The organism is Rhodoferax sp. LS1R11 (genome assembly GCF_056521395.1).
Genome location: NZ_JBWMAW010000001.1, coordinates 208,540 through 228,196 on the forward strand (window position 1 = coordinate 208,540; position 19,657 = coordinate 228,196).

Below are 19,657 nucleotides of genomic sequence, written 5' to 3' on the forward strand. Positions count from 1 at the left end.
TTGAATCGGGTGGATACTGCACGCCTGTTCTCCTTCAATACCAATTTTTCAATACTAGTCCAATCCATGAATATTTCCAGTTTTGATGATTTGTTGCAAGCCGCCAAGCAGCAGCCCGAGCCACAACGCCTGCTTTTTGTATTTGCCAATGCCGAGTTGCCGCCAGACAGCACGGCCGCGCAGAAAGCGGATTTTTTGGCCGGGCATGGCGGTGCCTTGGTGCCCGTGATGTGTGTGGACAAGACGCCCGAAGAGTTGCAGTCGTTTGCCAACCTGGTGCAGGAATCAACCCAGTTTGGCAATGCCTGGAGCATTGTTTTCGCGTCGACCCTGTCCGGTCAAGATGGCCTCTCGCCCAGCAGCGAAGCGGCTGAGAAGCCGTTACAGAAAATGGTTGAAGCCATCAAGGCCGGAACCTTGGGCAACTTCATTCCGTTTGATCGTGCGGGTCAGCCGGTGGAGCTCGCATAACTGTCATCGATCTCGTTGAACACAGGGCTTGAGAGCGCGTCTTCGAACGCGTGATAAGGCCCCGTTCCGCTGTGGTCGGCTGTGGAGGCCGGCACAAATTCACCGCTCTTCACATCAAACACGTGAACCTCTCCGTCTTCAATCACGTAGTGCCAGCCATGCAGGGCCAGTTTGCCGGCCTCGACCTGTTTTCTCACCATGGGGTAGCCCATGAGCCGCTCGAGCTGCAGCACCACGGCGCGTTGTTCGGTTCGGCGCAGCGCCTCCTGGGTCACTTGCACCGGCAGGGCCGCCTCACGCCCCAGCTCCAGCCACGCCGCGAGATTTTTGGCCTGGGGATCGATCTCTTCATACAGTGCGCGGATGCCACCGCAGTGGCTGTGGCCGCACACCACAATGCGTGACACCTGAAGGTTCAACACGGCGAATTCAATTGCGGCTGAGGTACCGTGGTAGCCGGCAGAGCCGTCGTAGGGGGGCACGAAGGCCCCCACGTTGCGCACCAGAAACAGCTCTCCCGGCCCGGCGCCGGTAAGCAGGTACGGCACCACCCGCGAGTCAGAGCAGCCAATGAACAGGATGGTCGGATGTTGTCCGTCTTTCACCAGGTTCTGAAACTGCTCTTGAACGCCCGGAAACGTATGGTCGTGAAACCGGCGCAGGCGAGTTAACAGTTCATCAGGCATGGGTGTGCTCTCAAACGGTGTGTTCGCTCACTGAACGAGCGGCGTCTCTGTGGCTTCCAGGTCCACGCCCTCAACCACGGCTTGACCCGCCAGAAGCCCGAGGTATTGACGCAGCGCCGTGACGTAGGTCTTTTGCCGCAACGACATGGCGACTGCGCCGCGCACCGATTCAAATGGCTGATCAACGCCGGGCTCACGCGCCAGCACCTCCACCACATGCAGCCCAAAACGGCTGTGCACCAGGCGGGGCAGGACGCCCACTTCCGCATGCCCGAAAAGCTCCTTTGCAAACTCCGGTGCGCAATCCGACGTGCTGAGCCAACCCAGGTCGCCGCCTTCAGCCCCGCTGGGGCAATTGGAGAGCGTGCCCGCCGCCTTGGAGAACGCGTCCTCCAGGTTTTTGCCGTCATGGCAGCGCACGTCCAGCAGGGTGGTTTCCGCGCGATTGCGCAGCGCGACAACGTCGACGCCTTGCGTTACCGCAAACAGGATGTGACGCACATGCACACGTTCTCCCGTGCTGTAGGTCGCCTGGTTCGCCGTGTGGTGGCGTTTGCACGCTGCCTCCGAGGGGTCCGGAATGACCAGGCTTTGCTCCAGCAAGACCTCAATCGCACTGGCAGCTTCTTCACTGAGAACGCCGTCCGGCGAGGCCACGTCGCTGTCTGGCAGCAAGCCGCTTGCTATCGCGGCTTGACGCAGCAGCTCAGAGTAGGCTCGTTGGCGCAAGTCGTCGCCAGAGAGATTTTCTTCCACCGTATTTAGTGCCACGCCATTGATACGGGCCAGAGCGGCCACAGGGGCAGGATTCAGGGTTGCGGTTTGCATGGTCAATTCCTCAAACGCCAGCGCCAGGACGGCGAGGCTGGTTATGCCCGGCAGGCACATTCAGGCGGCGGGCGCGCACCACCTGGTAGGGGCGCACCAGGTAGGCCACGGCGCCAAAGCCGCTCCACACGTGAACCAGGCGGGTGAACGGGAAGATCAGGAAAATGCTCATGCCCAGGAACATGTGCATCTTGAAGACAAAGCCCGCTTCAGCGAGGAGTTCAGGTGCTCCGGCACGGAACGTCACGATGCGCTGCGCCCATTCGGCAAGGCGCATCATCATGCTGCCATCCAGGTGCTGTGCCGACAGGGGGATGGTGGCCAGGCCCAGCGCCAGTTGCAGCCACAGCAGGATCAGCAAAACGATGTCACTGGTTTTTGAGTTGATGCGGATGCGGGGCTCAAACAGGCGGCGGTGCAGCAGCACGGTGACCCCGATAAATCCCAACAGGCCGGCAATGCCACCACTGACCATGGCCATGAGTTGTTTGGCGCCCGCACCGATGAAGTGCTCGTACACAAAGTGGGGTGTCAACATGCCAAACAAATGACCGAAGAACAGGAATAACACACCAATGTGAAACAGGTTGCTCCCGATTCGCAGCTGACCCGCCTTGAGCAACTGGGAGGAGTCACTCTTCCAGGTGTATTGGTCCCGATCGAACCGGATCAGGCTGCCCAGCAGAAAGACGGTGAGGCAAATGTAGGGGTACAAGCCGAACAGGAAATTGTCGAGTGCATTCATGGTGATACTCCTGTGGGGGCGGCCACCTTGGCACTGGCATGGGTCGCTTCATTTTTGACAAAGTGAATGGGTTGGACGGCGCCGGGTTTGGCCTGGCCTTTGGTGGAGCAGCCGTCGAACACCACGGGCTCTTCCCAGGCGGCGTCGATGGATTCGTCTGCCACCACCTTGACGGCATGCGCCTTCTCGCCCGCGAGTTCAATCAGGGCGCCCAGCACGCTGGCATAGGCGCTGCTGCGTTGCTGCAGGGCATTGAAGATGGCATTGAAGATGTGCGCCATCTCGCTCAAAAAGGCTCGGGCCTCCCTGGGCGGCTGGGTGGACACAAACTCAAGCACCACGGGCAGGTAGTCCGGCATCTCGTCGGGGGCCAGGAACAAGCCTGCTTTTTCGTAGGTCTGTGCCAGGTCGATCATGGCCGGGCCCCGGTCGCGCGAGTCGCCGTGCACGTGTTCAAACAAATGCAGGGAGGTGGCACGACCGCGGTCGAACAGTTCCACGTACTGGGCTTCAACCTCCAGCGCATCGCCGCGCTCCAGGTGGGTGATCAGGGTGTCCAGTTCTGCGAGACGCCCCACTGGTGCGGCCTTGTCGGCCTGCAGTGCAACACGCATGTCGCCAAATTGGCTGCGCAGGGTGGCGTCAGGGTAGGACAGCAGGCGGGCGAACACCCGCAGGCTGATGGATGCGTTCGGGATTGCCATGGCTTAAACCTCCGCCTTGATGGGAATGGTGCGTTTCTTGGTGCCGCCGAACAAGCTGGTTTCGCTCGCGCCGTCAGAACAGCCGTTGCCAAACGAGAAGCCGCAGCCGCCCCGCATGTCAAAGGTGTTTTCGGCGTATTCGCGGTGGCTGCTGGGGATGACGAAGCGGTCTTCGTAGTTGGCAATGGCCATCACGTGGTACATCTCTTCGACATCGGCCTGCGTCATCTGGACCTGGTCCAGTGCCGCGGTGTTGATGCGACCGTCCACATGTTTTTCGCGTTGGTAGGCGCGCATGGCCAGCATGCGTTCCAGGGCGCGCTCCACGGGCTGGGTGTCGCCCGCAGTCAGCAGGTTGGCCAGGTACTTGACCGGAATGCGCAGCTGTTTGACATCCGGTATTTCGCCGTTGATGCCAATTTGGCCTGCATTCGCCGCGGCGCTGATGGGCGAGAGCGGTGGCACATACCAGACCATGGGTAGGGTGCGGTACTCGGGGTGCAGCGGCAGGGCGACTTTCCAGTCCACGGCCATTTTGTACACCGGGCTCTTGCGTGCGGCTTCCATCCACTTGTCGGGGATACCGTCGATGCGTGCCTGCTCAATGACGGCCGGGTCGTTGGGGTTCAGGAAAATATCCAACTGCGCCTGGTACAGATCACGATCATGCTCGACGCTGGCGGCTTCCTGAATTCGGTCCGCATCGTAGAGCAACACGCCGAGGTAGCGAATACGGCCGACGCAGGTCTCACTGCAGACGGTCGGTTGACCGGCTTCAATGCGGGGGTAGCAGAAGATGCATTTCTCGGCCTTGCCGGACTTCCAGTTGTAGTAAATCTTTTTGTACGGGCAACCGCTCACGCACATGCGCCAGCCGCGGCATTTGTCCTGGTCGATCAGCACAATGCCGTCTTCCTCGCGTTTGTAGATGGAGCCTGAGGGGCAGCTGGCCACGCACGCTGGGTTCAGGCAGTGCTCGCACAGCCGGGGCAGGTACATCATGAAGGTGTTCTCGAACTGGCCGTAGATGTCCTTCTGGATGTCGTCGAAGTTCTTGTCCTTGCTGCGCTTGGAAAACTCGCCACCCAGAATTTCCTCCCAGTTCGGACCCCATTCGATCTTTTCCATGCGCTTGCCAGTGATCAGGCTGCGTGGGCGTGCGGTGGGTGTCGCTTTCATCTCGGGCGCGGATTGCAGGTGTGCGTAGTCGAACGTGAAGGGCTCGTAGTAGTCGTCAATCTCCGGCAGGTTGGGGTTGGCGAAGATGCGCATGAGCAGCTTCCATTTGGCGCCCTGGCGCGGCTCGATCTTGCCGTTGGCCTTGCGGACCCAGCCACCGTTCCACTTGTCCTGGTTCTCCCACTCCTTGGGGTAGCCGATGCCGGGTTTGGTCTCGACGTTGTTGAACCAGGCGTATTCCATGCCGGGGCGGTTGGTCCAGACGTTTTTGCAGGTGACCGAGCAAGTGTGGCAACCGATGCACTTGTCCAAGTTGAGCACCATGCCGATTTGTGCGCGAATTTTCATTGGGTTCTCCTTAGGCGTGGGCAGGTGTTGCGGCGTTGTTGAAATTGGCTTCCTCTTCCAGCCAGTCCACCTTGCTCATCTTGCGCACCACAACAAATTCGTCGCGGTTGGTGCCAATGGTTCCGTAGTAGTTGAAGCCGTAGCTGAACTGCGCGTAGCCGCCAATCATGTGGGTGGGCTTGAGCACAATGCGGGTGACCGAGTTGTGAATGCCGCCGCGCATGCCGGTGATCTCGGAGCCGGGGGTGTTGATGATCTTCTCCTGCGAGTGGTACATCATCACCATGCCGGGTTTGACGCGCTGGCTTACCACCGCACGGGCCGCTACGGCGCCGTTGAGGTTGAACAGCTCCACCCAGTCGTTGTCCTCAATGCCCACGCTCTTGGCATCGTCTTCACTCAGCCAGATGACGGTGCCGCCCCGGTTGAGGGTGAGCATCATCAGGTTGTCGCTGTAGGTGGAGTGGATACCCCATTTCTGGTGCGGCGTGATGAAGTTCAGCGCAATCTCTTTGTTGCCATTGGGCTTGATGTTCTGAATGTCCACGGTGGTCTTCAGGTCGACCGGCGGCCGGTAGCTGGTGAAGCCCTCGCCAAACGCCGTCATCCAGGGGTGATCCATGTAGAACTGCTGGCGCCCGGTCAGGGTGCGCCATGGAATCATCTCGTGCACGTTGGTGTAGCCAGCGTTGTACGACACGGTCTCGCTCTCAATGCCGCTCCAGGTGGGCGAGCTGATGATCTTGCGCGGTTGCGCCTGGATGTCGCGAAAGCGGATTTTTTCGTCTTCGCGGTAGATGGCCAAATGGGTGTGGTCCAGACCGGTTTGTTTGCCCAGGGCCTTCCAGGCCTTGACCGCCACGTGGCCATTGGTCTCAGGAGCGAGTTGCAGCACCACTTCACAGGCGTCAATGTCGGTCTCGATTTTCGGCATGCCGCAGGTCACACCTTCTGCCGTGACCAGACCGTTGAGTTCGCCCAGTTGTTTGACCTCAACCTGGGTGTTCCAGCTGATGCCTTTGCCGCCGTTGCCCACCTTGTTCATCAAAGGTCCGAGCGCGGTGAAGCGCTTGTAGACGTTCGGGTAGTCCCGCTCCACCACCTGCATGTTGGGGGCGGTCTTGCCGGGGATCAGGTCGATCTCGCCACGCTTCCAGTCCTGCACGCCAAAAGGCTGAGCCAACTCGGACGGAGAGTCATGCATCAACGGCGTCAACACCATCTCGCGTTCAACACCCAAATGGCCCACGCAGACTTCGCTGAACTTTTCGGCAAAACCTTTGTAGATGTCCCAGTCGCTGCGGGACTGCCACGCGGGGTCCACCGCCGTGGACAGGGGGTGGATGAAGGGGTGCATGTCGCTGGTGTTGAGGTCGTTCTTCTCATACCAGGTGGCGGTGGGCAACACGATGTCGGAGTACAGGCACGTGGTGCTCATGCGGAAGTCCAGCGTCACCAGCAGGTCGAGCTTGCCCTCAGGGGCCTTGTCGTGCCACACCACCTCGGTGGGCTTGGCTTCGTCTTTGCCCATGTCTTTGCCCTGCACGCCGTTGCTGGTGCCCAGCAGGTGCTTCAGGAAGTATTCATGCCCCTTGCCGCTGGAGCCCAGAATGTTGGAGCGCCACACGAACATGTTGCGCGGCCAGTTGGCGGGGTGGTCCGGGTCTTCACAGCTCATTTTGAGCGAGCCGTCCTTGAGCCCCTTGACGGTGTAGTCCTTGGGGTCCATGCCGGCGGCGTTCGCGTCGCGCACCACTTGCATGGGGTTGGTTTGCAACTGGGGCGCAGAGGGCAGCCAGCCCATGCGTTCGGCGCGTACGTTGTAGTCGATCATGCTGCCGCCGTAGAGCTTTTTGTCAGCCAGCGGCGAGAGCACTTCTTCCATGCCCAGTTTCTCGTAGCGCCACTGGTCGGTGTGGGCGTAGAAGAAGCTGGTGGAGTTCATCTGCCGGGGTGGGCGAATCCAGTCGAGTGCAAACGCCAGGGCGGTCCAGCCGGTTTGGGGGCGCAGCTTTTCCTGGCCCACATAGTGCGCCCAGCCGCCGCCGCTTTGGCCAATGCAGCCGCACATCATCAGCATGTTGATGACGCCGCGGTAGTTCATGTCGGCGTGGTACCAGTGGTTCATGGCCGCGCCAATGATGACCATGGACTTGCCCTGGGTCTTGTCGGCGTTGTCGGCAAACTGGCGGGCCACGGTGATGAGTTGCTCACGCGGGGTGCCGGTGATGCGTTCTTGCCAGGCCGGTGTGTACGGGGTGTCGTCGTCAAAGTCTTTGGCGGCCAGCTCACCTGGCAGGCCGCGGGCCACGCCGTAGTTAGCCACCTGCAGGTCAAACACGGTGGCGACCAGTGCTTCGCGCTTGTCACCTTCCTTGCCGAGCGAAATGCGTTGCACAGGCACGGTGCGCACCAGCACATTGTTGGCGCCTGCACCTGTGGCATTGTTGGGGAAATGCTCGCTCACGATGCCGCCGAAGTAGGGGAAGCCCACCTTGGCGGTCTCGGTGCTCGGGTTTTGACCTTCCATCACCGAGAGCTTGAGCTTGACCTCATTGCCGTGGCGGGCTTCCTTGGCTTCCAGGTTCCATTGGCCTTCATCGGCCCGGCCATCCGGGCCCCAGCGAAAACCGATGGCGCCGTGGGGCAAGACCACCTTGCCACTGTCGTCCAGCGCCACGGTTTTCCAGTCGGGGTTGTTGGCGGCGCCGAGCTTGCCGTTGAAGTCGGAGGCGCGCACATAACGGTCGGGCACCATCACGGTTTCACCCGTGGGCAGTTGCTGCTCTTTGAGCATCACCAGCATGGGCATGTCGGTGTAGCGGCGCACGTAGTTGTCGAAATACGCGCTGCGCGGCTTGCCGCCATCAGGGAAGTAAAACTCTTTCAGGATCACATGGCCCATGGCCATGGCCACGGCGGCGTCCGTCCCTTGCTTGGGCTTCATCCAGATGTCGGAGAGTTTGGCGACTTCCGAGTAATCGGGCGTGATCGCCACGGTCTTGGTGCCCTTGTAACGCACCTCGGTGAAGAAGTGGGCGTCCGGCGTGCGCGTCTGGGGCACGTTGGAACCCCAGGCAATGATGTAGCTGGAGTTGTACCAGTCGGCCGACTCGGGCACGTCGGTTTGTTCGCCCCAGATCTGGGGGCTGGCCGGTGGCAGGTCGCAGTACCAGTCGTAAAAGCTCATGCACACGCCGCCGATCAGGCTCAGGTAGCGGCTGCCTGCGGCATACGAGACCATCGACATGGCAGGGATCGGCGAGAAGCCGATGATGCGGTCAGGGCCGTGTTTTTTGATGGTGTAGACGTTGGCCGCGGCCACCATCTCATTGACCTCGTCCCAACTGGAGCGCACAAAGCCGCCCAGGCCACGCACGCTTTGGTAGTCCTTGCGCTTGGCATCGGACTGGGCGATGGACGCCCACGCATCCACCGGGTCATGGGACAGGCGGGCTTCACGCCACAGTTTGAGCAGGCGGCCACGCACCAGCGGGTACTTCACGCGGTTGGCGCTGTAGAGGTACCAGCTGTAGCTGGCGCCGCGTGCGCAGCCACGGGGTTCGTGGTTGGGCATGTCCCAGCGGGTGCGGGGGTAGTCGGTCTGCTGGGTTTCCCAGGTGACGATGCCGCCTTTGACGTAGATCTTCCACGAGCACGAACCGGTGCAGTTCACGCCGTGGGTGGAGCGCACGATCTTGTCGTGCGCCCAGCGGTCGCGGTAGGCGTCTTCCCAGGTACGGTCTTCACCGTTGGTCACGCCATGGTCGCCCGAGAAGGGTTCCCTGGGTTGGGAAAAGTAGCTGAGTCGATCCAGAAAGTGGCTCATGGAATACCTCGTTAAAAAGGGAGAAAATTTATATAAAAACAGGCTGTAGCCGCCGTGCATCGTGCGGGAGTAGCTATAAAAAAAATAGCGTTATGGGTTCTTGATTTCCGAGCCTGCGCGCAGGTAGAACCACCAGTTCAACACCAGGCACAGGGCGTAAAACACCGCAAAACCGTACATGGCCATCTGGGGGGTACCGGCCTTGATCTGGGCGCCAATGACCACCGGGGCAATGAAGGCGCCGTAGGCGGCAATCGCAGAAGTCCAGCCCAGCACGGGGCCCGCTTGCTGGCGGTCAAAAATGACGCCAATGCTGCGGAAGGTGGAGCCGTTGCCAATGCCGCTGGCCGCAAACAGCGCCACAAAGAGCCACATGAAGGTGGAGAAGTACTGCTCAGGCGAGGCAGAGCCATAGGCTTGCATCATCACGTAACCCACCGCACCAGAGGCGGCTACCATCACCACCGAGATCACTTGCGTCACGATGGAACCGCCGACCTTGTCGGAGATCCAGCCACCAATAGGCCGCACCAGCGCGCCGACAAAGGGGCCGATCCAGGCGTAGGTCAAGGCCGACGGCGCGTGGGGATTTTTAAGCGTGTGCTGCATCACGCCTGCTGCGTCCGGGATGTGGCTGATGCCAAAGATCACGGTGATGGCCAATGGCAGCGCCATGGAGAAGCCAATGAACGAGCCGAAGGTCACGATGTAGAGCGCCGTCATTGACCAGGTGTGCTTGTTGCTGAAGATGGCGAACTGCTTGTTGATGTTGTCCTTCATCGTGCCAAAAGCGGTGAGCTTCATGACCCCCAGCGTGCTGACGATGATCAGCGGCATGGCCACCCACATGTTCAGCAGACCCAGACCCGTGGGCTTGGGCAGATACAAATACAGGCCGAGGCCAGCGGGCACAAACGACAGGGTGTAGAGCCAGATGATCTTGAGGAAGGCGCCGATCGTGCTGCCGATGTTGGGCGACACGGTGCTGAGGTTGTTCATGCCCAGGTAGCACAGGGCGGACAAGGGAATCAGCGACAACAGCCAGGCAAAACCGGCGTTCTGGATCCAGGTGGGCGTGCCCGCCAGGATCTTGCCGAAAATCCAGCCACTGTCTTTCACCAGGGTCATGGACTCACCGCCGAAGCTCCCGAAGAGGCTCATGGTCATGACCAGCGGAATCACGATCTGCATCGTGGTCACGCCGAAGTTGCCCAGGCCGGCATTCAGTCCCAGTGCCGTGCCCTGCAGGCGCTTGGGGAAGAAGGTGCTGATGTTGGACATGGAGCTGGCAAAGTTGCCGCCACCCACGCCCGACCACAGCGCCATCAGCTGGAAGACCCAGAGCGGCCATTCCTTGTGCTGCAGCGCGATGCCGGTGCCGATGGCGGGGGCCAGCAACATGGCGGTCGTCAGGAAGATGGTGTTGCGCCCACCGGCAAGGCGGATCAGGAACGAGGCCGGAATGCGCATGGTGGCCCCGGCCAGCCCGGAAATGGCCGTCAGCGTGAACAACTCGGCCTGGGTGAACGGAAAGCCCAGGTTGAGCATCTGCACGGTGATGATGCCCCACATGCCCCAGATGGCAAAGCCGCACAGCAGGCTGGGGATGGAGATCCAGAGATTTCGATAGGCTATCTTTTTGCCGGTGTTTTCCCAAAACGTGGCGTCTTCCGGCCGCCAGTCGACGATGTCTGCACCGGATTGTGTTTTTGTACTCATGGGTTCTTTCGAAGAAAAAAGGCGGATTCAGCTCTGCAGGGGTGTTGGGACGGCGTTGCTGCCCATGAGCTCGCTGCGACGTACTTCGGTCCAGTACATCCAGATCAGGGACACCCAGACGACGCCATACATCAGCATGAAGGCGCTGGAGCGGATGCCGGTGAGGTCCATGAGGGCGCCGAACATGATGGGCAGCACAAAGCCGCCCAATCCGCCCGCCAAACCCACAATGCCGCTGATGGCGCCAATGTTGCCGGCGTAGTCATTGCTGATGTACTTGAACACGCTGGCTTTGCCGAAGGCAAATGCAATGCCCAGGACAAACATCAAACCAGTGAAGGCGTAGACGTTCAGACCGAGGTGAAAAGTCTTGGGGCCGTCAATTGTGGTGATGGTGAAGTCGGTTTGCGGGTAGCTCAGCAGGAACAGGCAAATCCAGCTGACCCAGAGTACCCACCAGGTCACACTGTGCGCGCCCCATTTGTCAGACATCCAGCCGCCCACGGCACGCAAGACGCCACCGGGCAGGGAGAAACACGCCGCCAGCAGGGCGGCGGAGCGGATGTCCAGCCCGAACTCGCCCACGTAGTACTGCACCATCCACAAGGACAGGGCCACATACCCGCCGAACACGATGCTGTAGTACTGACAGTACTTCAGTACCTTGGGGTCTTTGAGGGACTTCAGCTGGTCGGTGAACTTGACATTGCTGGGAACCAGGTGACTCGGGTCGCTGTGGCTGAAGAGCCAGAACAGCACCACGGTGCCCAGCATGATGGCCGCATACACCTGCGGCACCATGGCCCAGCCAAAGGCCACCACCAGTGCGGGTGCGACAAATTTATTGACCGCTGCGCCCGAGTTGCCCGCGCCGTAAACGCCCATCGCAAACCCTTGTTGTTTCTTGGGAAACCAGCGCGCCACATAAGGGGTGCCTACTGAGAAGGAGCCACCGGCCAAACCCACAAACAGACCAATGGTCAGAAAATGCCAGTAGACCGTGGCGTAACTCATCAGCCAGATGGCGGGCACCGTGAGCGCCATCAGGATCGTCATCACGATGCGCCCGCCGTACTTGTCGGTCCAGATGCCCAGCGGCACCCGAATCAGTGAGCCGGTCAATACCGGCGTGGCGGTGAGCAGGCCGAATTCTGTGGCGTTCAGGCCCAGGGCCTTCTTGATCGGGATGCCAATCACGCCAAACATCATCCAGACCATGAAGCACACCGTGAATGCCAGTGTGCTCACGATCAGGACCGAAAGTGCTTGTCCTTTTTTTGTCATGTCAAAAACTCCTTTTTGCATGACATGACTTTAGGACGCGTGCTACGTCGGCGGTATCCCTCTGAGGTAGCACTGGGCCAGGTAAAAGGAACTACCCCGCCCGGTCTCTCCGTAGTTCTGAAGAACTAGTCCGGCGGTTTTATCGCCGGAACTTGCGCCAGATCAAAGCAGGCCGTTCCCGGTTGCCATGACGGCGGCATGCACGCGGGAGCTGACATCGAGTTTGCGCAAGACGTGCTGGACGTGGATTTTGACGGTGGTTTCGGCAATGCCATGCTCGCGCGCAATTTCCTTGTTGCTGGCACCGCGCACGATGCCGCGCAAAATATCCAGTTCGCGCGGTGACAGGCTGGCAATGGCTGCATCAGGGCTGCTTAGCTCGGACGCGGGTGCCGTTAAGCCCGTCTCTGGCGTGGCAATGGTTGGCGCTTTGCTGGCCGCACCCCGGTACGCGGCCACCAGCTTGCTCATCATTTCAGGTGCAATGATGCTGTCGCCCTGCATAGCCCGATGAAGGGCGGCGGTGAGGTCATCGCCTTCGATGGTTTTGAGCAGGTAACCATCTGCACCGCCGCGCAAGGCTGCGGCCAGGTCGTTTTCGTCCTCGCTGACGGTCAGCATCAGGATGCGGGCGTGGGGTGCGGCCTCTTTCAGGGCGGGCAGGGCATCGACCCCATTGACACCGGGCAGGTGGTTGTCGAGCAGGATGAGGTCAGGTTGCAGTTCCTGCGCCTTTCGCAAGGCTTGTCCGGCATCAGCTGCATCGCCTATCACACTCAGGTTCGGGTCGCGGGCCAGCAAGGCGGTCAGGCCGCGTCTGAACAGGGTGTGGTCGTCGACCACCAGAATGCGAATGGGAGAGGCGTGGAGTGGTTGCATGACATGAATCATGCCGCAATCGGGGTAGGTTTCACGGCGAGCGCGGATCCGGCGGGCATCGGGTGCGACGGAACCGGCATGGTGAGAATGATGGAGCTGCCATGCCCCGGGGTGGAGATCACGTCCAGTTCCGCCCCAATGCGCTGCGCACGTTCGGACATGATGCGCAGGCCAACATGGGTCTCATCCAGCTTGTCACTGTTGGGCAGGAACCCGATGCCGTCGTCCCTGACCTCAAAGCGCCACGTGGGTTGCTGTTGTACGTCAAGCCACACCTGGGACGCCCGGGCGTGCTTGCGGACGTTCGACAGGGCTTCCTGCACGATGTGTAATGCCTGTATCTGCAGATCGGGTGTCAACGGCATGCCTTGGCCCTGCATGGACAGGGATGCTTTCATACCGCTTTGGTGTTCAAATTTTCGCAGCGTGGTGGCCAGTGCCGGTTCAATGTCTTCGGTGTTGGTCCGGGTGCGAAAGTGCAGCAGCAACTCCCGTACATCGCCGTAACTTTCACGCACACCGATGTCAATTTCTTCGAGTACCTGTTTGATCTCGATTGAATTGCCGGATTGCACGGCATCGCGCATCAGTTGCACTTGAATTTTGAGAAACGCCAGAGATTGGGCGATGGAGTCATGCAGTTCCCGGGCCAACAAGTGGCGCTCTTGAGACACGGCCGCTTCTTTCTCCAGGGCATTGAGCCGCAGGTTTTCCATCGCACTGGCCAGGTGGCTGCAGAGGGCTTCCAGCAACGAGCGTTCGGCCTGGGACGGGCTGCCCCGGGCATGAAAAAACAGATTGACCTCGCCCATCAGGCGATCGTGCAAATGCACGGGGATGCTGACCACCGTCTCAAACCCGGCCTTCTCGCAATGCAAAAGCGATGATTGGGCCAGGGCATGGATGGGGATGACGCGCAAGCCTGTTTGCGGGGCGGCGGTGCCGCAATGGCAGTCCCCTTTTTCGATGCACCGTTCGGCATCCACCATGGTGGTTGGCAGTCCCTGGGCGGCCATCATCAGGTAACGCTGGTTGGTCTGGTCCGACCACCGGATCGCAGCGCCATCTGCGTGCGCGATGCGAACAATATTTTTAACAAAGCCTTGCGCCAGTTCATCCAGGGAGGTGGCTTTGGCAACGAGTGCGGTGACCTCGTAGAGGCTTTCCAGCCGCTCGTGCTTTTCTTCGAGCTGGGCGGTCTTCTCTGCGACCTTGCGTTCCAGGTTGCGGTACATGGACTGAAGGTGTTCCGCCATGCCATTGAAGCCGTCCGCCAGCGTGCCGAATTCGTCGCTGGTCACCCGTTCGACGCGGGCCGAAAAATCACCTGCCTGTATTTTTTCAATGGCCTGCTTGAGCTGGCTCACAGGCTCCAGGACGAACATGTACCCGGTATACAGCAAGACCGCCGCACCCAGTATGGCCATGGCGAGCATGGACATCTGCAGCAGGTGCAGCATGGCCGTCCAATGGGCCATGTGGGTCTCGATGCTGCTCACCAGTGCATCGATGTGGTTGGAGAAAGTAACCGTTTCGCTGCGAAGATCGGTCAGAACGAGAGGGCGGGTGCCTATCCAGCGGGACCGGTATCGTGCCCAATCCTGCTCAACCGTTGCAAAGCGTGCGCGCACGGTGGTGTCCCACGGTACAAACAGGGGGCGTTCGGGGTCGCCGTTCTTCAGTTCACTCAGACTGTGTTCAAACGCCTTGACCTGGCCGGCCAACCCGCTGGTTTCCCCTGTGCCGATGGAGAGCGCCATGCGGTAGGACTGCATCCGCATGCGGCCAGCTTCGTTGACGGCGGCGGCGCCGCCATCCAGTTGCCAGGAGACCCACAGCGTTGCCGCTGTGGACAGCAGCGCCAACAAGAGGAAGGGCGCACCAACCAGTGCCAGCTTGGCACCCAGGCTCCAGTGCCTGTGGTGGGTCATGCGCCGCTTTCCGTGTTGACCTGTCTGATCAGGACACGCGCTCGAAAATGGCGGCAATGCCCTGGCCGCCACCAATGCACATCGTCACCAAGGCGTAGCGACCACCAATGCGTTCCAATTCATATAGCGCCTTGACCGTGATCAAGGCACCCGTGGCGCCAATGGGGTGACCCAGGGAAATACCTGAACCATTGGGATTGACCTTGGCCGGGTCCAGGCCCAGATCGCGGGAGACGGCGCAAGCTTGCGCGGCAAAAGCTTCGTTGGCCTCAATCACGTCCAGGTCGCTCACCGTCAGTCCGGCTTTCTTCAAGGCGAGTTGGGTTGCCGGCACCGGGCCAATACCCATGTATTTGGGGTCAACACCTGCATGGGCATAGGCCACCAGGCGTGCCATTGGTTTCAGGCCGCGCGCCTTGGCAGTGCCTGCTTCCATCAACACGACAGCGGCAGCAGCGTCGTTGATGCCGGAGGCGTTGCCGGCAGTGACGGTGCCGTTTTCTTTCAGGAACGCGGGCTTGAGTTTGGCCATGTCGGCCAATGAGCAGTTGGGGCGGAAATGTTCGTCCGTGGCGTAGGCAACGTCTCCCTTTTTGCTCTTGAGGATGACCGGCATGATCTGGCTGGTGAAGTAGCCAGCTTCTGTGGCGCGCTGTGCCCGGTTATGGCTTTCGACCGCAATCGCGTCCTGCTCTTCGCGGGTGATGCCCCACTTGGCAGCGATGTTTTCAGCCGTGACCCCCATGTGGATGCTGTGGAAGGGGTCGTGAAGTGCGCCCACCACCATATCGACCATCTTGGTGTCACCCATGCGGGCGCCCCAGCGCGCCGTCAGGCTGGCATAGGGACCACGACTCATGTTCTCGGCACCACCGCCAATGGCGATGTCCGTGTCGCCCAACAGGATCGACTGGCTGGCAGAAATAATGGCCTGCAGGCCTGACCCACACAGGCGGTTCACGTTGTAAGCAGGTGTGCTTTCAGCACAACCGCCATTGATGGCCGCCACGCGTGAGAGGTACATGTCTTTGGGTTCGGTATTGACCACATGGCCAAACACCACGTGGCCCACATCGGCACCCGCCACGTTGGCGCGCGCCAGCGATTCGCGTACGACTTGCGCAGCCAATTCGGTTGGTGGAATGTCCTTCAGGCTGCCGCCATAGGTCCCAATGGCGGTGCGAACACCACTAACAACAACAACTTCACGGCTCATGGATGTCTCCTAAATAATGGAATATGCTTGAAAAGCAATGCAGTGTGCGACCAAACGCTTATCGACATCTTACTGATCGTTTGGTCTGAATCAAGCTTGCTGCAGGGGACCGCAATTATCACTCCCGCACATCTGCGACGGGGTTGCTGCCAAAGTCCGGGCGCCCAAGATACGCCAGCACACGGGCTGCGGCTGCGGCTGGTGACGCCAGTAACCCGTTGTCCTTGAGTTGTGTAAAGGCCCCCTGGTCTGGAAACGACGACTCGGCCGCTTCCCGCAACTGGACCTGCATGTCCGTATCAATCACGCCAGGCGCCAGTGAGCAGACTTTGGCGCCGTGCGGTTTGAGCGCCTCGTCCAGCGCCAGACATCGCGTGAAGTGGTCCATGCCGGCTTTGGCCGCGCAGTAGGCCGCCTGTGATGCCATGGCCCGACGGCCCAGCCCGGAAGAGATATTGAGCACCTTGCGCGCAATGCCCCACGGTTCAGTGGCATTCAAGAACGCCGCAGTGAGCAGCATGGGGGCTTCCAGACCGACCCGAAGCGCACGCGTCAGCTCGGTGGGGGCGGAGTCGCTTAATGGCGCAATGGCGGGTATAACTCCGGCGTTGTTGATCAATGTCGCACTGGAGAATGTCGTGGCCTTGCGGTGAACCAGCCAATCCGACAGCTTGTCAGCTGCCGCGATGGCGTGCTCCAGGTCCAGCATCCACTGTTCCAGCGGGGCTTGCTCTGATGCTGCACGCGCGGCGAGTTGTGCATTGGCTTGGCGGGAGATACACAGCAGGAAGTTCTGGCTGCCCAGCAATTGCTCCGCCATGGCCAGTCCCATGCCACGCGAGGCGCCTGTCAATATGTAGAGGTGGGTGTTCATGGCCGCATTTTAGGAACTCACCGATTCTCTGTCTTGGTGATGTATTCTCGCTATGCGCGCCAGCGAACAGTCAAGGCGCCCGTTTCGTCATAAGCTCCCATCAGCTGGTAGAAAGTTGCCTTGTAGGATTTATCTGACACAAAGGCGCGTTCGCCACCAGTAGCATTGCCTATGTTTCGTGTGCATACTCAGGCAAAGCCAACCCCCCACAATCTATGATCAGCAATACGCCCGCACTCAGTACTACCGATAGCGAGCGTTATGGGGGTGAACGGCGGGTGTTGCAGGCTCAGCAGCCCGAAATCACGGTGCTACAGCCCATGCCCAAACTCAAGACTTACATTGTCGAAGACAGCCCGGTTATCCGTGAGAGCCTGATTGCCACACTGGAAGAACTTGTGCCGGTGGAAGTCGTAGGCACCGCGGAGGACGAACTCGCGGCCGTGCAATGGCTGACCCAGCCGGGCAATCACGTTGACCTGTTGATCGTTGACATTTTCCTCAAAAGCGGTTCCGGCCTGGGTGTTCTCAGGTTCTCCAGCGGGCTGGCGCAACCGCACAAAGTCGTGGTACTGAGCAACTACGCCACCAAAGACATACGGCGTAAGTGCTTTGAGCTGGGCGCTGACAAGGTTTTCGACAAGTCCACCGAGATTGACGCCTTGATCCTTTACTGCACACGTTTGGCGGCCGGTGAAGCCGGGAACACTGTTCCCGGTGCATTGAACTGACTGTGATTATTGAATCAAGCCATTCTTCATGGCGTAGTAAGTCAAGTCGCTGTTGGACTCCAGCTTCATCTTCTCCATCACCCGCGTACGGTATGTGCTGATGGTTTTGACACTCAGCGACATGCTGATCGCCATATGCCCGACCGCTTCACCTTTGGCCAGTCGCAAAAAAACCTGTAACTCCCGCTCCGACAACTGTTCATGCAAGGGCGCGTCGCCGCCGCCGCCGCTCAGGCCTTCGGCAAGCCGCTCGGCCACACCGGCGGTGATGTATTTGCGACCCCGGCATACCGTACGGATCGCCCGGATGATTTCTTCCGGGTCGCAGTCTTTGTTCAGATACCCGCTGGCACCCTGGCGCAACAGGGTGGTGGCGTAATGCTCTTCTGGAAAACCGCTCAAGATCAGCACCGGCAGATCAGGAGCCCGCGCCTTGATGGCCGCGAGTGCATCCACACCGCTGTGGTCGGGCATGGAGATGTCCATGAGGACGACATCCACCTCGCCTTTGCGCACAATATCAAGTGCATCGCGGCCGTTGGCAGCTTCCGCAACCACGACAAAGTCGATCTGGTCAGCGAAAAATTGGCGCAGACCGGCGCGAACCATCGCATGGTCGTCAACAATGGCAATTCTGATCATGAGGTGAAATCTCTGTGCATGCTGAATGATCCCACAATTTTTGATATGGGTAGAAGATGAAAATATTGGCAGTCATCAAGCACAGTCCGGGTGTTTTTGCCCTGGCGTTGGCGGCGACCCTGGCCACTTTGTTGATCAGCGAAGCCGCCTATCTCCGGTCTGCCAGCGAGCTCGATGAGTTGGATGCAAGCACCACGGCCCGCGTGAACATTCGCAACCTGTCCCGTGGCATCGTTGACGCCGAGACCGGCCAACGCGGCTATTTATTGACGGGTCGCCAGGAATACCTTCAGCCGTACAACGAAGCCGTCAAGACCATTGATCAGACCTTCCAAACGCTGGAGAACTACTACGCGGGAAAGCCTGAAAAAATGGCCATTCTTGACAAGTTGGAGCGTTTGAAAGATACCAAGATGTCGGAGATTACTCTCACGATCCAGCTATACAGGGACGGCAAGGTGGATGCGGCCAGGGAGTTGATTCTCAGCGATATCGGCAAGGAAAAGATGGAGGCGATACGTCTGCTCAGCGGTGAGTTGCTTGAGGAGGAGCGATTGAATTTTTCTGAGAATCGCAAACGTATGAACGCAACCCTCTCGATGCGGCGTACCGGCGTGGCGCTGTTCAGTGTTTTCAGTTTGCTGGCGTTGTTCATGTACATGCGACAGACCTATAAGCTGGAGAAACAGCAGGAGGAGGTCCAACGCCTGATTCAGGCCGAGCGTGACCGGCTGGAAATCGAAGTGAGACAACGCACGGCGCAGTTGTCGGAACTGACGCACCATTTGTTGACGGCGCGTGAAGACGAGCGCAGCCGGCTTGCCCGCAATTTACATGATGAGCTGGGTGCATTGCTGACCTCTGCCAAGCTGGATGCGGCCCGGATCAAGTCACGCCTGGCCGACAAGGCGCCCGAGGCCCTGGAGTTGCTTGCCCACCTGGTTGGAACGCTCAACAGTGGTATTGCCCTGGGCCGGGGCATCATCGAGAACCTGCGGCCGTCTGCATTGGGAAATCTGGGGCTGGTGGCAACGCTCGAAATTCTCACGCGCGAGTTTGCCGAGCAGTCCGGTGTTGAAGTGGACTGTGCCTTGGAGCCGGTGAAGTTGAACGCTGCGGCTGAGTTGATGGTGTACCGGCTGGTGCAGGAAGCCATCACCAACATCACCAAATATGCCCGCGCGAAGCATGTGTGGATCAGTCTGGCCACACGTGACGGCCAGGTTGAGGTCTCCGTACGCGACGACGGGGCTGGGTTTGACAGCACGGTTACGCCCAAGTCTGCCTATGGGCTTGCTGGCATGCGCTTTCGTGTGGAGGCGGAGGGGGGCACCTTGACCCTTCGGTCATCACCTGGCGCAGGCACGCTGATTCAAGCCAGGCTGCCAGAGTCCGTATTAGCGATTTCCGGCGCGGCCGTTCGTCTTTAAATTTGCGCGTCTCTTCTGTCAGTGACGTCCTACGCGGGATCACGGATTTTCCCGACATTTGTGCGCGCGTTTGACTGATCCCCGGTTTGAGCCTGCCAGCTCAAACTTGGGCCATTGCATCCACCGAGTTGCGATCAACCTAAATCCGGGCGGTCCGCCGC

Annotated in this window: 16 protein-coding genes; 3 read left to right on the forward strand and 13 right to left on the reverse strand. The window is 59.8% G+C overall.

The features are described from left to right. Positions 1-66 precede the first annotated feature (66 nt). Positions 67-471, forward strand: a complete 405-nt coding sequence (locus AC097N_RS01020) for a ribonucleotide reductase subunit alpha (RefSeq protein ID WP_479578869.1) — start codon at positions 67-69, stop codon at positions 469-471. Here AC097N_RS01020 and AC097N_RS01025 read toward each other — a convergent pair. The 12 genes from AC097N_RS01025 to AC097N_RS01080 all read right to left on the reverse strand — a co-directional run bounded on the left by AC097N_RS01025 (position 450) and on the right by AC097N_RS01080 (position 16,693). Beyond that, positions 450-1,157, reverse strand: coding sequence for a carbonic anhydrase (locus AC097N_RS01025; RefSeq protein ID WP_479578870.1), 708 nt, complete (start codon positions 1,155-1,157; stop codon positions 450-452). The two genes, AC097N_RS01020 and AC097N_RS01025, sit on opposite strands and share 22 nt — an antisense overlap. A 27-nt stretch (positions 1,158-1,184) precedes the next feature. Beyond that, positions 1,185-1,985, reverse strand: coding sequence for a peptidylprolyl isomerase (locus AC097N_RS01030; RefSeq protein ID WP_479578871.1), 801 nt, complete (start codon positions 1,983-1,985; stop codon positions 1,185-1,187). A gap of 10 nt (positions 1,986-1,995) precedes the next feature. Then, complete coding sequence (gene narI / locus AC097N_RS01035) at positions 1,996-2,730, reverse strand: respiratory nitrate reductase subunit gamma (RefSeq protein WP_479578872.1); 735 nt, start codon at positions 2,728-2,730, stop codon at positions 1,996-1,998. After that, the gene (gene narJ / locus AC097N_RS01040; RefSeq protein WP_479578873.1) at positions 2,727-3,434 is read right to left on the reverse strand and encodes a nitrate reductase molybdenum cofactor assembly chaperone; all 708 of its coding nucleotides are present in this window, start codon (positions 3,432-3,434) and stop codon (positions 2,727-2,729) included. The genes narI and narJ overlap by 4 nt, the downstream gene beginning before the upstream one ends. 3 nt (positions 3,435-3,437) lie before the next feature. After that, the gene (narH, locus tag AC097N_RS01045) at positions 3,438-4,961 is read right to left on the reverse strand and encodes a nitrate reductase subunit beta (protein ID WP_479578874.1); all 1,524 of its coding nucleotides are present in this window, start codon (positions 4,959-4,961) and stop codon (positions 3,438-3,440) included. A gap of 10 nt (positions 4,962-4,971) precedes the next feature. Continuing rightward, a complete protein-coding gene (locus tag AC097N_RS01050; protein ID WP_479578875.1) occupies positions 4,972-8,790 on the reverse strand; it encodes a nitrate reductase subunit alpha in 3,819 nt (1,272 codons plus the stop codon). Between the two features lie 90 nt (positions 8,791-8,880). After that, positions 8,881-10,509 carry an MFS transporter gene (locus tag AC097N_RS01055; protein WP_479578876.1) on the reverse strand — a complete coding sequence of 543 codons (1,629 nt, stop codon included), beginning with the start codon at positions 10,507-10,509 and terminating at the stop codon, positions 8,881-8,883. 27 nt (positions 10,510-10,536) lie between these two features. Beyond that, a complete protein-coding gene (locus AC097N_RS01060; protein WP_479578877.1) occupies positions 10,537-11,793 on the reverse strand; it encodes an MFS transporter in 1,257 nt (418 codons plus the stop codon). A 162-nt stretch (positions 11,794-11,955) separates the two neighbouring features. Continuing rightward, positions 11,956-12,672: a response regulator gene (locus AC097N_RS01065; RefSeq protein ID WP_479578878.1), complete on the reverse strand. Its 717-nt coding sequence runs from the start codon at positions 12,670-12,672 to the stop codon at positions 11,956-11,958. 8 nt (positions 12,673-12,680) lie between these two features. Continuing rightward, positions 12,681-14,603 (reverse strand): type IV pili methyl-accepting chemotaxis transducer N-terminal domain-containing protein, encoded by a 1,923-nt coding sequence (locus AC097N_RS01070; protein WP_479578879.1) that lies wholly within the window; start codon positions 14,601-14,603, stop codon positions 12,681-12,683. Positions 14,604-14,631: 28 nt separating this feature from the next. Further along, on the reverse strand, positions 14,632-15,819 hold the full coding sequence (gene bktB / locus AC097N_RS01075) for a beta-ketothiolase BktB (protein ID WP_479578880.1): 1,188 nt from the start codon (positions 15,817-15,819) through the stop codon (positions 14,632-14,634). Positions 15,820-15,937: 118 nt separating this feature from the next. Next, complete coding sequence (locus AC097N_RS01080; RefSeq protein ID WP_479578881.1) at positions 15,938-16,693, reverse strand: SDR family NAD(P)-dependent oxidoreductase; 756 nt, start codon at positions 16,691-16,693, stop codon at positions 15,938-15,940. Between the two features lie 320 nt (positions 16,694-17,013). On the opposite strand from AC097N_RS01080, the gene AC097N_RS01085 reads away from it, so the two are divergent. Then, positions 17,014-17,424, forward strand: a complete 411-nt coding sequence (locus tag AC097N_RS01085) for a response regulator transcription factor (RefSeq protein WP_479579186.1) — start codon at positions 17,014-17,016, stop codon at positions 17,422-17,424. A 6-nt stretch (positions 17,425-17,430) separates the two neighbouring features. On the opposite strand, the gene AC097N_RS01090 is transcribed toward AC097N_RS01085, so the two are convergent. Then, the gene (locus tag AC097N_RS01090; RefSeq protein WP_479578882.1) at positions 17,431-18,066 is read right to left on the reverse strand and encodes a response regulator; all 636 of its coding nucleotides are present in this window, start codon (positions 18,064-18,066) and stop codon (positions 17,431-17,433) included. Between the two features lie 56 nt (positions 18,067-18,122). On the opposite strand from AC097N_RS01090, the gene AC097N_RS01095 reads away from it, so the two are divergent. Next, positions 18,123-19,496 (forward strand): CHASE3 domain-containing protein, encoded by a 1,374-nt coding sequence (locus tag AC097N_RS01095; protein WP_479578883.1) that lies wholly within the window; start codon positions 18,123-18,125, stop codon positions 19,494-19,496. Positions 19,497-19,657 lie beyond the last annotated feature (161 nt).

Coding starts and splice junctions, on each gene's coding strand:
- AC097N_RS01080 (WP_479578881.1), bottom strand. CDS start 16,693: ATGAACACCCACCTCTACATATTGACAGGCGCCTCGCGTGGCATGGGA.
- AC097N_RS01050 (WP_479578875.1), bottom strand. CDS start 8,790: ATGAGCCACTTTCTGGATCGACTCAGCTACTTTTCCCAACCCAGGGAA.
- AC097N_RS01065 (WP_479578878.1), bottom strand. CDS start 12,672: ATGCAACCACTCCACGCCTCTCCCATTCGCATTCTGGTGGTCGACGAC.
- bktB (WP_479578880.1), bottom strand. CDS start 15,819: ATGAGCCGTGAAGTTGTTGTTGTTAGTGGTGTTCGCACCGCCATTGGG.
- AC097N_RS01095 (WP_479578883.1), top strand. CDS start 18,123: ATGAAAATATTGGCAGTCATCAAGCACAGTCCGGGTGTTTTTGCCCTG.
- AC097N_RS01055 (WP_479578876.1), bottom strand. CDS start 10,509: ATGAGTACAAAAACACAATCCGGTGCAGACATCGTCGACTGGCGGCCG.
- AC097N_RS01020 (WP_479578869.1), top strand. CDS start 67: ATGAATATTTCCAGTTTTGATGATTTGTTGCAAGCCGCCAAGCAGCAG.
- AC097N_RS01030 (WP_479578871.1), bottom strand. CDS start 1,985: ATGCAAACCGCAACCCTGAATCCTGCCCCTGTGGCCGCTCTGGCCCGT.
- AC097N_RS01070 (WP_479578879.1), bottom strand. CDS start 14,603: ATGACCCACCACAGGCACTGGAGCCTGGGTGCCAAGCTGGCACTGGTT.
- narJ (WP_479578873.1), bottom strand. CDS start 3,434: ATGGCAATCCCGAACGCATCCATCAGCCTGCGGGTGTTCGCCCGCCTG.
- AC097N_RS01090 (WP_479578882.1), bottom strand. CDS start 18,066: ATGATCAGAATTGCCATTGTTGACGACCATGCGATGGTTCGCGCCGGT.
- AC097N_RS01085 (WP_479579186.1), top strand. CDS start 17,014: ATGCCCAAACTCAAGACTTACATTGTCGAAGACAGCCCGGTTATCCGT.
- narI (WP_479578872.1), bottom strand. CDS start 2,730: ATGAATGCACTCGACAATTTCCTGTTCGGCTTGTACCCCTACATTTGC.
- narH (WP_479578874.1), bottom strand. CDS start 4,961: ATGAAAATTCGCGCACAAATCGGCATGGTGCTCAACTTGGACAAGTGC.
- AC097N_RS01025 (WP_479578870.1), bottom strand. CDS start 1,157: ATGCCTGATGAACTGTTAACTCGCCTGCGCCGGTTTCACGACCATACG.
- AC097N_RS01060 (WP_479578877.1), bottom strand. CDS start 11,793: ATGACAAAAAAAGGACAAGCACTTTCGGTCCTGATCGTGAGCACACTG.